Consider the following 13,171-nt stretch of genomic DNA (forward strand, 5'->3'; position numbering starts at 1 on the left):
GCCAGGGCCGCGGATGCGCGTCATGGGCGCCGCTAGAATTGAGGCGTGCCCGTCTACCTCGATCATGCAGCCACCACGCCACTTTCTGCCGCGGCGCTGGCGGCCCTGACCCGGGAACTTTCCCGTACGGGCAATCCTTCGTCCCTGCACGGCTCGGGCCGCCGGGCCCGCCGCTCCGTGGAGGACGCCAGGGAAGCCATCGCGACGGCGGCAGGCGCCCACCCCTCAGAGGTCATCTTTACGTCCGGAGGCACTGAGTCGGACAACCTCGCCGTCAAGGGCCTGTACTGGGCCCGTTCCGGCGAGGACCCGGCACGGCGGCGCATCCTGTGCTCCGCCGTCGAGCATCATGCCGTCCTGGACACCGTTGAATGGCTGGAGCGGCACGAGGGCGCCAGTGTCACCTGGCTTCCGGTCGACAGCGAAGGCGTGGTGGACCTGGATGTCCTCGCCGCCGAGCTGGCCCGGGACCCCGGGACCATTGCGCTCGTCACGGTTATGTGGGCCAACAACGAGGTGGGCACCATCCAGCCGGTCCACAGGATTGTGGAGCTGGCGCATGCCGCCGGGGTGCCGGTTCATTCGGATGCCGTGCAGGCTTTCGGCTCGCTGCCGGTGGATTTCAAGGCCTCTGGACTGGACGCCATGTCGGTTTCCGGGCACAAGATCGGCGGACCGGTGGGAGTCGGCGCACTCCTGTTGGGACGGGCCGTCAAGCTGACCCCGGTGCAGCACGGTGGCGGCCAGGAACGTGACGTGCGCTCCGGGACGCTGGACACGGCGTCCATCGCCGCCTTCGCTGCTGCCGCCGAAACCGCCGCCGCGCAGCTCGCTGCGGAGTCTGCGAGGATTGCTGCCCTGCGGGACAGGCTCATCGACGGCGTTCTTGAGCAGGTGCCCGACGCTGTGCTCCGTGGCGCACCGGGGGAGGGGCGGCTGCCCGGCAACGCACACTTCACGTTCCCTGGCTGCGAAGGAGACTCCCTGCTGTTCCTGCTGGATCTGGCGGGGGTGGAATCCTCCACGGGATCAGCCTGCACGGCCGGTGTCCCACGACCGTCCCATGTGCTGCTGGCCATGGGGCTGGACGAGGCGACGGCCCGCGGTGCGCAGCGCTTCACGTTGGGGCACGCCTCAGCCGAAGCGGACGTGGATGTCTTGTTGACGGCCCTCCCCGGCGCATACCAGCGCGCCCGCCAGGCAGGGATGGCCGGCCATGAATCCTCGATCCAGACTGCGGGAACGGTGGCGCGTCAGGCGTCCTCCGGCAGGAGCTGATCAAGTCCGGCGGAGATGTCGGCCAGACGCTCCGCTGAGACGGGCGTTCTGGCCGAGATGAGGGCCTTGATGGTCTTCTGCGCGCCGGGCTGTGGCTTTCGCGGCCAGTTGACGCTCATGCCGGCCACCACCCTGGAATCCTGCTGCCAGAACGCGATGAACTCCTTGTCCTCCAGCGATCCCCGGATCACCGGCTCAGTGCCGGCAGCCAGGACCGTGAAGCCGGAGTACTCCATGCTGACGTCGTACTGATCGGTGTAGAAGTAAGGGATGGTGCTCAGGACGGCGTCCTGGCCGAGCATGGCCCTGGCGGCCACCTTTCCGCCGTTCAGGGCGTTGGACCAGTGCTCGCTGCGGTGGTGCTGGCCGGTGAATGGGTGCAGGGCGTTGGCGATGTCCCCCGCGGCAAAGACGCCAGGCGCACTGGTCCGCAGGGAGGCGTCCGTAAGGATCCCGTTGTCCAGGGCGAGGCCGGCCGCCTGCGCGAGTCCCGTCTCGGGAACCACGCCGACGGCGATGACCACGATGTCGGCCGGGAGCACCTCTCCGGAATCGGTGATTACTCCGGTGACAGCCCCGCTGTCACCGGTAATCTCCCGTACAGAGGCAGGAAGCCGGAAGATCACGCCGTTGGCTTCGTGGAGTCTGCGGAAGAACCGTCCGAGGTCAGGACCGATGGCCGAGGCCAGGGGGATCGCTTCCAGCCCGAGCAGGGTGACCGTGTTGCCGTACGTGGCGGCAGCCGCAGCCAATTCCATGCCGATCCAGCCGGAGCCGATCATCACCACCTTCAGGCCGCCCGTCGCGAGGCGGCTGCGCAGCCGCCGGCTGTCATCCAGGGTGCGGAAGGTGGAAACGTCGGCAAGGTCGCTGCCGGGCAGGTGCAGCGTGCGGGGCGTCGCTCCGGTGGCGAGCAGCAGAGAGCCGTAGGCCAGTGTGCTTCCGTCGTCCAGCTCCACTGTCCGGGTCTCCGGCCTGATGCCCGTGACGCGGGCACCCAGGCGGAGGCCGACGTCGTTCTCCGCGTACCAGCCTGGCGGCACCACCGGGACGGCCTCCTCGCCGGCCGTCCCAAGCAGATACTCCTTGGATAAGGGCGGACGCAGGTAGGGATGGTGGCTCTCGGCGCCGATGATGGTCACCGGGCCGTCGAACCCTTCCGCCCGCAGGGTCTTGGCCGCGGTGGCCCCGGCCAGTCCGCCGCCGGCAATCACAATGCCCCCCGCGGTCGCAATGTCTTCAGCCATGTGGACCCGATTCCTGCTGGAGCGTGCTCGAAATCTAAAACTGTATATTCTGACTTTAGAAGTGAAGGCGCGCCCGGTCAAGGGTCTTTTGGGGAGGATTCGGCGTGGCGATAGACTGGTGCGGCAGGCATTGTGCTAACCCCGCGGCCACTGGTTGATCGGCAGCCGCCCTCTGCCGGCATCCCCCGAACCCTAAAGAAAGCCAGCATGCGAGTTCTAGCAGCCATGAGCGGTGGAGTCGACTCCGCCGTTGCCGCAGCACGTGCCGTCGAAGCCGGGCACGACGTCGTCGGCGTTCACCTTGCGCTGTCCAGGATGCCCGGCACCCTGCGGACGGGCAGCCGCGGCTGCTGCACCATCGAGGACTCGCGCGATGCGTGGAGGGCTTGCGATGTGCTGGGCATTCCGTACTACGTCTGGGATTTCTCGGAGCGCTTCAAGGAAGACGTGGTCCAGGACTTCATCGATGAGTACGCTGCCGGGCGGACGCCCAACCCCTGCATGCGCTGCAACGAGCGGATCAAGTTCGCAGCCTTGCTGGAGAAGGCTATTGCCCTCGGGTTCGATGCCGTCTGTACCGGCCACTATGCCAAGGTCATCCAGGACGCTGACGGTAATCCGGAGCTGCACCGCGCCGCCGACTGGGCCAAGGACCAGAGCTACGTCCTGGGTGTCCTGACCCATGAGCAGCTCAAGCACTCCATGTTCCCGCTGGCGGATACGCCTTCGAAGGCTGAGGTGCGGGCCGAAGCTGAACGCCGGGGGCTGTCGGTGGCCAACAAGCCCGACAGTCACGACATCTGCTTCATTCCGGACGGTGACACCGCGGGCTGGCTCGCCGAAAAGATCGACATGACCACCGGTGACATCGTTGACGAGACCGGCTCGAAGGTGGGGGAGCACCCGGGAGCCAACGCGTTCACGGTGGGCCAGCGCCGCGGCCTGAAGCTAGGGACGCCCGCAGCGGATGGCAAGCCCAGGTTTGTCCTGGAGATCCGGCCCAAGGAAAACAAGGTAGTGGTGGGGCCGCAGGCGCTCCTGGCCATTGACGAGATCCGCGGTATTAAGGTCTCGTGGGCCGGCCTGCCCATCGCGGAAATCGAAACCGGTGCCGAGTTTGACTGCTATGCCCAGGTCCGTGCGCACGGTGACCCCGTGCCGGCAACCGCGCGCATGCTGTCCGGCGAAGATACGCCTCAGCTCCTGGTCACCTTGACCGATCCGCTGCGCGGTGTGGCGCCCGGCCAGACGGTGGTTCTCTACCAGGGCAGCCGCGTCCTGGGCCAGGCCACCATTGACGCTGCCCGGTCTTTGCAGCGCGCGGAGCTCTGAGGCAGAGCAAAATTACCCTGGTCAGGTAAATTTTGTGTCTCAACTCACAAAAATGCCGGTTGATGAGTCCGGCGTCTGGTTGAATCTAGGCATCAGGACAGCGCGCTGCCCGCTCAAGCCAAGACACCCATTTGCGGGCGGCGAGCGCGTACTCATCGAACAGAAAGTTCACAGATGACCAAGAGCACCAAAGCCTTGCGGAGCGTTATCGCGCTCGCAGGCGTTTCCGCTTTCGCATTGACGGCCTGCACCGGCCCCACAGATGGTGGCGGTGGCAGCACAGCCTCGGAGAATGCAAGCAGCGTCATTGCGTACGGCACCACGGACAAGGTCGTAGCACTGGACCCGGCAGGCTCGTATGACAACGGTTCGTTTATGATGATCAACCAGATTTACTCCTTCTTGCTGAATTCCAAGCCCGGTGGCGCCGACCCCGTGCCGGACCTTGCCGAATCGTCATCATTCACGAAGCCCACCGAATTCACGGTCAAGCTCAAGAGCGACCTCAAATGGGCCAATGGACACGTGCTGGATTCCAAAGACGTCAAGTTCTCGTTTGATCGCCAGAAAAAGATCAACGATCCCAATGGCCCGGCATCATTGCTGACCAACATCGAGTCCATTGCCACCCCCGATGCCAGCACCGTTGTCTTCACGCTGAAGCAGGCCAACGACCAAACGTTCCCGCAGATTCTGACCAGCCCGGCAGCCGTGATCGTTGACGATGAAGTTTTCCCGGCAGACAAGCTCCTCAGTGACGAGGAAATTGTCAAGGCCAACGCCTTCTACGGCCAGTACATCATCGACTCCTACAACAAGAACTCTCTGGTCAGCCTGAAGGCCTGGCCGGACTACAAGGGCGTTCTTGGCAAGCCTGCCAACGCAGGGGCCACGGTCAAGTACTACACGGACCAGACCAACATGAAGTTGGAGGTCAAGGGTGGCCAGATCGATGTTGCCAACCGCAGCCTGAGTGCCACGGACATCGATGACCTCAAGAAGGATTCCAACGTCACGGTCCATGTCGGACCCGGCGGCGAGATGCGGTACATCGTCTTCAACTTTGACACCATGCCGTTCGGCGCCAAGACCCCCGAAGCGGATTCGAAGAAGGCGCTTGCCGTCCGTCAGGCGGTCGCTGACCTCGTTGACCGCCAGGCCATCTCGGACCAGGTCTACAAGGGCACGTACTTGCCGATGTGGTCCAATGTCCCGTCCGGCTTCGTGGGCGCCAACGAATCCTTCAAGCAGGCGTACGGGGATGGCTCCGGCAATCCCAGCGCCGACAAAGCCAAGAAGGCCATGTCCGACGCTGGCATCACGGGCCCCGTGACTATCAAACTGCAGTACAACCCTGACCACTATGGCAATTCGTCCGGTGACGAATACGCCATGGTCAAGGACCAGTTGGAGAAGAGCGGACTGTTCTCTGTGGATCTTCAGTCCACCGAGTGGGTCACGTATAACGCGGCGTCGAAGAAAGACAGCTACCCCGTTTTCCAGCTGGGCTGGTTCCCGGACTTCAGCGACGCGGACAATTATCTGACACCTTTCTTTGTGGGCGGTGGCTTCATGAACAACCACTACTCCAACAGCGAGGTCGAAAAGCTGATCGCCAAGCAGCTTGTGACAGCTGATAAGGCAGAGCGTGAGAAGACCATACAGGAGGTCCAGAACCTTCTGGCCAAGGACATCTCCACCCTGCCGCTGCTGCAAGGCGCCCAGGTGGCTGTTTCGGGGACCAACGTAAAGGGCGTGGATTCGACGCTGGATGCGTCGTTCAAGTTCCGGCTCGGCACCGTTTCCAAGTAGCACCTGTTGCACCTGCGTAGGAGGCAGGGCCGGCCGGCCCTGCCTCCTACGTGTTGGCTCAACACTTTTCGCTTTCCAGACCAAGCAGGTTCAGCATGGCCACATTGATAGATGCGCCGCCGCCAACGGTAGCGGCCCCCACCTCCAAATCTGCGGGAGGTGGCCTCGGGAGATATATCCTGATTCGCTTCCTGTTGATTTTCCCCACGATCTTCATCCTCGTCACCCTCGTTTTCTTTCTTATGCGGATCACCGGCGATCCCATTACCGCTGCCCAGGGCGGACGCCTTCCGCAGGAACAAATTGACGCCTTGGTTCACCAGGCCGGCTATGACCGGAACCTCTTCATTCAATACATCGAGTACCTTGGCAACATCGCCACCGGCAACTTCGGCCGGACCATTTCAGATGGCCGGCCTGTGGTCGAGATGCTGGTCAAATTTGGTGCCGCCACCCTGGAACTGAGCATCAACGCCCTTGTGGTGGCGCTGCTCGTAGGAATTCCGCTGGGTATGTTTGCCGCCCACAAGCGCGACAGAGTTCCTGATGCTTTTCTGCGCATGTTCGCCATCCTTTGCTATGCCACCCCTGTCTTCTTTGCAGGCCTGCTCCTGAAGCTGACATTCTCTGTAGGCCTGGGCTGGTTCCCGGTGGCCGGACGCGCCTCCACCACAACGGAATTGGCCATGAGCAGGCTCGCATCGCCATCCGGTGTCTACTGGCTGGACGCACTGCGCAGCGGCAACCTGTCGGCCTTCGGTGACATCGTCCAGCACGCGGTTCTTCCCGCCGTCGCGCTGGGCCTTCTGACCGCTGGCGTCTTCCTCCGCCTGGTCCGCACCAACGTGATCGGCACACTGGGCAAGGACTATGTTGAGGCGGGCAGGTCCCGTGGAGTCAGCGAATACCGACTGGTGACCCAGCATGCCTACAAGCCTGCACTGATCCCCATCATCACGGTGATGGGTCTGCAGATTGCCTTGCTGCTCGGCGGTGCGGTGCTGACGGAAACCACGTTCGAGTGGAAGGGCCTGGGCTATCAGTTGGCCCAGTACCTCACTGCGCGTGACTTTGTGGCAGTCCAAGGCATCGTGATGCTGCTCGCCGTCATTGTGGCGATCACCAACTTCGCAGTGGACATTGCCGCGGCCCTGATTGATCCGCGAGTGAGGTACTGATGGGCACCACATCAAGGGAACCAACAAAGAAGTCCTTGCTGGACCGGCTTCCGGTCTCGTCCCACATCCGCCAGAGCGTTGGCCTGCAACGCACCATGCTGCTCATCGGCGTCGTTCTTTGTACCGTATTTGTCGTGGCTGCGATCTTTGCGCCGCTGTTGGCGCCCTACGGGTATTCCCAGATTTCCGATGACGCCGGTTCGTTCCCGGCGCAGGCCGAACCCGGTGGCAAGCATCTGTTGGGAACGACGGTGGGCGGCTACGATGTGCTGTCCCGGGTGATCTGGGGATCGCAGACAGCCTTGGCGGTGATTGTTGCTGCCGTGCTGATGTCTATCTTCCTGGGGGTGTTCCTCGGCCTGGTGAGCGGCTACTTCGGCGGCTGGTTGGACCGCGTGCTGGTGGTCATTGCCGACGCAATCTACGCTTTCCCGACGCTCCTCGTCGCCATCGTGATGTCGATTGCCATCAACAAGGGACAGTCTGGATTCTGGGGCGGAATCCTGGCCTGCGGGTTCGCCATCACTGCAGTGTTCGTGCCTCAGTACTTCCGCGTGATCCGCGCTGAAACCATCCGGCTCAAGGCTGAACCGTTTGTGGAATCAGCGCAGGTTGTTGGCGCCTCCAGCGCCAGGATAATAAGGAGGCACATCTTCTCCAACGCGACCCGGACCCTGCCGCTGATCTTCACGCTGAACGCCTCCGAAGCCATCCTCACACTGGCAGGCCTGGGCTTCCTCGGTTTTGGTATCGAGCCAAGCTCCGCCGCTGAATGGGGCTTTGACCTGAACAAGGCGATGTCCGATGCCTCCTCCGGTATTTGGTGGACCGGTGTGTTCCCCGGCATCGCCATCGTACTGACGGTGGTTGGCCTCACCCTCGTGGGTGAAAGCATCAACGACCTGAACGATCCGCGACTGCGCGGGCGTAAGGCTGCGGGCGCCAAGGGTGCCCCGGGACCATCAACCGCGGCCGCGCAGGCTGCCATCGCAGCGGATGTGAGAGGACTGTGACCATCAATATTGATGCGGTATCTGACCGGTCCAGGCCGGCAGACCAGCCCGTACTGGAGATCGACCGACTCAAAGTCACCTTCGCCACGGACGGCGGAGACGTCTACGCCGTGAAGGATGTGAGCCTCGACGTCCGCTCCGGCGAAGTCCTGGCCATTGTGGGCGAGTCCGGCTCGGGGAAGACCGTGACCGCGAAAACCATCCTCGGGCTGCTGCCGGAGACCGCCACCAGCGGGGGCGCCGTGCTGATCAACGGGAACAACGTGATCAGCGTCAGCGCCGCGAAGCTGAGGCAGATCCGCGGCCGCGATGTGGCCATGGTGTTCCAGGAGCCCTCCACGGCCCTGAACCCCGTGTTCACCGTGGGCTGGCAGATTGCCGAGGGCATCCGTGCCCACATCGGCGGTGCCGGCGGGAAGCGTGTCTCGGCCAAGGAGGCCAAGTCCCGTGCCATTGAAGCGCTGCGCAAGGTGGGGATCCCGGATCCGGAACACCGGGTCAACTATTATCCGCACCAGTTCTCCGGCGGCCAGAAGCAGCGCGTGGTGATCGCCGCCGCGCTTGCCCTGAACCCGGGACTGATTGTGGCCGATGAACCCACCACGGCCCTGGATGTCACGGTCCAGGCCGAAATCCTGGAGCTGCTCCGGGATCTTCGGGACACGTACGGCACCTCGATCGTGCTGATCACCCACAACATGGGCGTGGTGGCCGATCTCGCGGACCGCGTGGTGGTGATGTACCAGGGTGACGTGGTGGAGGAAGCGCCGGTGCGGGTGCTGTTTGCCGAACCCAAAGAGGACTACACCAAGAAGCTGCTGGCCGCCGTTCCCCACCTGGGCCGGAACTCGGCCTCGGAGGGCCTGTTGGAACGCGCCCACCAGGAATCGCCGGTGCTGGTGGAGGCAACCAACCTGACCGTCAAGTATCCCGGCAGGCTGGGAACGCCGGCCTTCAAGGCCGTGGACGGGGTCAGCTTCACCGTGTCCCAGGGCGAAGTCTTTGGACTGGTGGGCGAATCCGGCTCAGGGAAGACCACCATCGGCCGGGCCATCGCCGGCCTGAACCGGACCACGGGCGGCAGCCTGAAGGTACTCGGCTACGAGATGCTGAACCTCAAGGAGCGCACGTTCAAGCCCCTCCGGAAGGACATCGGCTTTGTTTTCCAGGATCCGGCCGCGTCCTTCAACCCGCAGCTGACCATCGGCGACTGCGTAGCGGAACCCATGATCATCCACACCAACCCGAGCCCGGCACAGGCGCGCAAACGCGTTGCTGAACTGCTCGAATCAGTGCAGCTGCCGGCGTCGTACGCTGAACGGTACCCGCACGAGCTGTCCGGCGGGCAGCGCCAGCGGGCGTCTTTGGCGCGGGCACTGATTCTGAACCCGCGGCTGCTCATCGCTGACGAGCCGACGTCGGCCCTGGACGTTTCGGTGCAGGCCAAGGTCCTGGAACTCTTCAAGGAAATCCAGGCCGAGTTCGGGTTTGCGGCACTGTTCATCAGCCACGACCTCGCGGTGGTGGACATTCTGTCGCAGTGGGTGGGCGTCCTCTACAAGGGCAAACTCGTGGAGCAGGGCATCGGCAGCCAGGTGATGGGCGCGCCGCAGCACGACTACACCAAACGGCTGATTGCCTCCCTGCCGGTCCCTGATCCGGACGAACAGGCCCGACGCCGGGAAGCACACCGGGCGCTGTTGGCGCAGTAAGCACCACCGGCGGCCCCACATCCGCGGCACCACCAGACGGACATCCCGCCCCATCAGGCGGGGTGTCCGTCCGCCGCTTAACACCGGAAGGATTTCCGCGGCGGCCCCATAGACTTGGACCATGACGCAGCAAAACCACGATGTTCCCGACACCGACACCTACGATGCCGCCGCGAGTTCGCTGGCAGGCCAGGTGGACAACTCGGTGATGGCGGAACTGCTGTCCATCCGCTCCAGCATCGACAACATCGACGCCACCCTGGTGTACCTCCTGGCTGAACGATTCAAGGCCACCCAGAAAGTGGGCTTCCTCAAGGCCGCGCACCGGCTCCCCGCAGGGGACCCCGGCCGGGAATCCGCCCAGATCGCCCGTCTCCGGCGGCTGGCAGAGGATGCAAACCTCGATCCCGCCTTTGCGGAGAAGTTCCTGAACTTCATCATCGGCGAGGTCATCCGGCATCATGAAGCCATCGCCGAGGACCACCAGGCCGCTGCAGAGTGGAAGTAACTGCCACCGGGCTTGGGCCCTGGCCGGGGGAGGACCCCGTGGAGGCTGCCCGCATTATCCGCGGCGAGCTCGGCAGCCCGCACCTGCCGTTCCTGGCGGAGCTTCCGGACCGTGGAGTCGGCTCCGACGCCCTGGGGCGGACAGCCGCACTCCTGGTTGAAATGGCCGTGGATGTCCAGCCGTACGGCTGGCGGCTGGTGGACCGTCCCGGCAAGGATTTCCGCCGGGCCGCGTCGGCACTGTCCACGGACATCAACGTCCTTGCCGACGTTGCGGGCGCCGAGGACACCACGGCCCCCGAACTAAAGGTTCAACTGCTGGGACCGCTGGGTCTTGCCGCCGGGCTGCACCTGCACAACGGTGAACGGGCACTGATCGACTACGGCGCGCGCCGGGACATTGCCGACTCACTTGCCGCAGGGGTTGGTGGTTACCTGTCCCGGATCTCCAGCGCGGTTCCGGGCGCGCGGCTGGTGGTACAGGTCGATGAGCCTGACATTGCCGCCGTACTGGCCGGCACTATTCCGACGTCGAGCGGTTACCGCACGCTGCGGGCGGTGGGTGGCCAGGAGGTCACCGAGTCCTGGCAGATGGTGATCGAGGCACTGCGCGCCGCGGGGGCCGCCGAAATCGTTATCTCCGTGCCTGAAATTGAGGCCCCCATCGACCGGATCATTGCCGCCGGTGCCGACGGCGTGGCCGTGCCGCTGAGGGCTTTGACCACACGGCAATGGGAGCAGCTGGCCGCAGCGGTGGAGGCAGGCAAACGGATCTGGGCCGGCGCCCTGGACGTTAGCCGCGGCACACTGCCCAGGGTGGCCGATGTGGTGGAGTCTGTCTGGCGGCCATGGCACGAGCTGGGGCTCCCGGCGTCGTCCCTGGGCAGTATCCGGGTCACCCCCTCGGCGGGACTTTCCGGACATACGCCAGTCACCGCCACAGCGGTGCTGGGCCGGCTCACCCAGGTGGCCGACGGACTGAACCAGCGCGCACACGGCTGAGCGGGCCCGCCGTTTGAACGCACTACGGCCAACGGCTACGTCCGGTTTTCCCAACGGTCCGGCCGGGCGTAGCGGGGCAGGAAACTCTGCGCCGAACTGCCGCCAATGTAGGGACGCAGGCGGTAGTCGAAGCCGCCCGCATAGACCAGGACCAGCCCGATCTGTGGCTGGATGACCTTGACCTGGATCCGGTGCTGACCGTGCTCGCCGGCATCGCCGTCCCACCACTGCTCGGCGTACGCCTTGGCGTCAACGGTGGCCGGCAGCGGAAGTCGGAGGGGTCCCATGAACAGCCGGGACGCGTCGGAAACGCCGCGCAGCCTGCCCTCCTCCGTCACACTGAGCTTGAGGTCAGTCACCATGCGCCGGAAACGGCCCAGGTAGTCCACCAGCCGCGGGCCGCCGTCGGAATCCACGAGGCTGGTGGTGTCCTGGAAAATCCGCACGTGCCCTGGGAAACGGATTTCCCGTCGGGCGGTCAGGCTGGAGCGGCCGAATGGATCCTGGTGCGCATGGTTTTCAATCCGGAAGGGGATGCCTTCACCGTAATCCGGGAAAAACGCGTCCTCGCCGGAGGTGAGCTTGAGGAGAGGCCGCAACCAGGCCTGCCGGCAGCCCACAACATCGAACACGCCCTCTCCGACGCCGTAATGCCCCGAGCCGGGCGCCAGCGAAAAGTACTCCTGCAGTTCAGGCTGCAGCCGGTGGTAGTCCTCGCCCAGGGCCTGCCGGTAAATAGGGACGTTCATGGTGACCTCCCGGCCGGTACCGTCAGCGGCGCTGCGGTGATTCACAATCTACCGGCAGCCTTGAGCCGGATGTACATGTCGGCAAGCTGCGGCGGCAGGTGGTGTGGTTCCGCGTCCACCACTTCCACCCCGTGGTGCCGGAGCTCGGCGCTGACCGCGGCCCGTTCCAGGAGTACGCGTTCAGCCGCTGCCGCCCGGAATACGCCGGCGGCGTTCTCACGCTCACGCAGCATCTGCCCCAGCCTGGGATCACGGACAGCGGCCACCACCACAACGTGCTGCTGCGCGAGCTGCGCGGCTACGGGAATGAGCCCTTCCTCCGGTGCCCCGCCGTCCAGGGCCGTCAGCAGCACCACCAGGGACCGGTGTGCGGAGACCGCCCGGATCTGGCCCGGAAGGCTGGACCAGTCAAGCTCAATCAGTTCGGCCTCCAGGGGCGCCATGGCCTGTACCAGCTGGCCCAGGAGGTTGCCGGTGGTGGCGGAGCCGGCCCTGGCGCGCGGACGGCGGTCGTAGGCCAGGAAATCCACTCTGTCACCGCCACGCTCGGCCAGCACCGCCAGCAGGAGTGCCGCTTCGATGCCGGTATCCAGCCGGGGTTCGTCTTCGATCCTCGCGGCTGACGTGCGTGAGGTATCCAGCATGATCACCACACGCCGGTCGCGTTCCGGGCGCCAGGTGCGGACGACGACGGCGGACCGGCGGGCGGTTGCGCGCCAGTCGATGGACCGGACGTCGTCCCCGCGGACGTAGTCCCGCAACGAGTCGAATTCGGTGCCGGCACCCCGGATCTGTACGGCGGCCTTGCCGTCGAGTTCGCGGAGTTTCCTGAGCTTCGACGGCAGGTGCCTGCGGGAATGGAACGGCGGCAGGACCCGGAGGAGGCCGCTGCAGTCAAATGTGCGCTGGCGTGCCGCAAGCCGAAGGGGTCCATGGGAGCGGACAGTGACGTGCCGGGCGGCCATGTCGCCACGGCGGACCGGCTGCAACCGGACGGTTATCCGGCGGCTTTCCAGTGCGGGGATGTCCAGGTCCTGGACTGGATTCACGGCCCCGGCAGACGGCTGCCATGCGTCCCGGACGGTGGCCCGCAGCCGTTTTCGGCCACCGTTGCGCAGGGTGAGGACCGAAGAAGCCATGCCGTGCAGGGCTACGTTGCCCGGATCGGCGCGCGTGACGATGATGGCCCGCGGGGACGCGGCCAGTACAAGGTCCAGGCTCAGGAGGGCAGCGAGCGCGCCGATCACGCCAAGGACTGTTCCCCCGCCGGGGAACAGCAGTACCGGCACCAGGCCCAGCAGTGCCAGCAACACGAACCGTCCGGAGAGTGCCATGTGCGAG

11 protein-coding genes are annotated in these 13,171 nt (G+C 64.9%); 8 read left to right on the forward strand and 3 right to left on the reverse strand.

Annotated features, from left to right (window positions below):
• The first annotated feature begins 45 nt into the window (after positions 1-45).
• Positions 46-1,278: a cysteine desulfurase family protein gene (locus tag DAD99_RS15105; RefSeq protein WP_193342167.1), complete on the forward strand. Its 1,233-nt coding sequence runs from the start codon at positions 46-48 to the stop codon at positions 1,276-1,278.
• Here the strand turns inward: DAD99_RS15105 and DAD99_RS15110 are convergent.
• Entirely contained in the window at positions 1,254-2,525 is a 1,272-nt protein-coding gene (locus tag DAD99_RS15110; RefSeq protein ID WP_193342168.1) for an NAD(P)/FAD-dependent oxidoreductase, read from the reverse strand. The two genes, DAD99_RS15105 and DAD99_RS15110, sit on opposite strands and share 25 nt — an antisense overlap.
• Positions 2,526-2,732: 207 nt before the next feature.
• On the opposite strand from DAD99_RS15110, the gene mnmA reads away from it, so the two are divergent.
• The 7 genes from mnmA to DAD99_RS15145 all read left to right on the forward strand — a co-directional run bounded on the left by mnmA (position 2,733) and on the right by DAD99_RS15145 (position 11,081).
• Entirely contained in the window at positions 2,733-3,857 is a 1,125-nt protein-coding gene (gene mnmA / locus DAD99_RS15115) for a tRNA 2-thiouridine(34) synthase MnmA (RefSeq protein WP_185261044.1), read from the forward strand.
• Between the two features lie 174 nt (positions 3,858-4,031).
• Positions 4,032-5,669, forward strand: coding sequence for an ABC transporter substrate-binding protein (locus tag DAD99_RS15120; protein WP_193342169.1), 1,638 nt, complete (start codon positions 4,032-4,034; stop codon positions 5,667-5,669).
• Between the two features lie 95 nt (positions 5,670-5,764).
• Positions 5,765-6,847 (forward strand): ABC transporter permease, encoded by a 1,083-nt coding sequence (locus DAD99_RS15125; protein ID WP_185261042.1) that lies wholly within the window; start codon positions 5,765-5,767, stop codon positions 6,845-6,847.
• Positions 6,847-7,860 (forward strand): ABC transporter permease, encoded by a 1,014-nt coding sequence (locus DAD99_RS15130; RefSeq protein WP_193342170.1) that lies wholly within the window; start codon positions 6,847-6,849, stop codon positions 7,858-7,860. Before DAD99_RS15125 ends, DAD99_RS15130 begins: the two co-directional genes overlap by 1 nt.
• Complete coding sequence (locus tag DAD99_RS15135; RefSeq protein WP_193342171.1) at positions 7,857-9,572, forward strand: ABC transporter ATP-binding protein; 1,716 nt, start codon at positions 7,857-7,859, stop codon at positions 9,570-9,572. Before DAD99_RS15130 ends, DAD99_RS15135 begins: the two co-directional genes overlap by 4 nt.
• A 121-nt stretch (positions 9,573-9,693) precedes the next feature.
• Positions 9,694-10,080 (forward strand): chorismate mutase, encoded by a 387-nt coding sequence (locus DAD99_RS15140; RefSeq protein WP_185261039.1) that lies wholly within the window; start codon positions 9,694-9,696, stop codon positions 10,078-10,080.
• Positions 10,071-11,081 (forward strand): hypothetical protein, encoded by a 1,011-nt coding sequence (locus DAD99_RS15145; protein WP_193342172.1) that lies wholly within the window; start codon positions 10,071-10,073, stop codon positions 11,079-11,081. Before DAD99_RS15140 ends, DAD99_RS15145 begins: the two co-directional genes overlap by 10 nt.
• 35 nt (positions 11,082-11,116) lie before the next feature.
• Here DAD99_RS15145 and DAD99_RS15150 read toward each other — a convergent pair whose 3' ends face one another.
• Both DAD99_RS15150 and DAD99_RS15155 read right to left on the reverse strand, forming a co-directional pair.
• On the reverse strand, positions 11,117-11,830 hold the full coding sequence (locus DAD99_RS15150; protein WP_193342173.1) for a DUF4166 domain-containing protein: 714 nt from the start codon (positions 11,828-11,830) through the stop codon (positions 11,117-11,119).
• A 41-nt stretch (positions 11,831-11,871) separates the two neighbouring features.
• On the reverse strand, positions 11,872-13,164 hold the full coding sequence (locus DAD99_RS15155; RefSeq protein ID WP_193342174.1) for a DUF58 domain-containing protein: 1,293 nt from the start codon (positions 13,162-13,164) through the stop codon (positions 11,872-11,874).
• Between the last annotated feature and the right edge of the window lie 7 nt (positions 13,165-13,171).

The organism is Pseudarthrobacter sp. AB1 (assembly GCF_014926485.1).
Taxonomy (GTDB): domain Bacteria; phylum Actinomycetota; class Actinomycetes; order Actinomycetales; family Micrococcaceae; genus Arthrobacter.

Excerpts from the sequence above, each read along its gene's own strand:
- DAD99_RS15110 (WP_193342168.1), bottom strand. The coding sequence starts at position 2,525 with ATGGCTGAAGACATTGCGACCGCGGGGGGCATTGTGATTGCCGGCGGC.
- mnmA (WP_185261044.1), top strand. The coding sequence starts at position 2,733 with ATGCGAGTTCTAGCAGCCATGAGCGGTGGAGTCGACTCCGCCGTTGCC.
- DAD99_RS15120 (WP_193342169.1), top strand. The coding sequence starts at position 4,032 with ATGACCAAGAGCACCAAAGCCTTGCGGAGCGTTATCGCGCTCGCAGGC.
- DAD99_RS15125 (WP_185261042.1), top strand. The coding sequence starts at position 5,765 with ATGGCCACATTGATAGATGCGCCGCCGCCAACGGTAGCGGCCCCCACC.
- DAD99_RS15130 (WP_193342170.1), top strand. The coding sequence starts at position 6,847 with ATGGGCACCACATCAAGGGAACCAACAAAGAAGTCCTTGCTGGACCGG.
- DAD99_RS15140 (WP_185261039.1), top strand. The coding sequence starts at position 9,694 with ATGACGCAGCAAAACCACGATGTTCCCGACACCGACACCTACGATGCC.
- DAD99_RS15150 (WP_193342173.1), bottom strand. The coding sequence starts at position 11,830 with ATGAACGTCCCTATTTACCGGCAGGCCCTGGGCGAGGACTACCACCGG.
- DAD99_RS15155 (WP_193342174.1), bottom strand. The coding sequence starts at position 13,164 with ATGGCACTCTCCGGACGGTTCGTGTTGCTGGCACTGCTGGGCCTGGTG.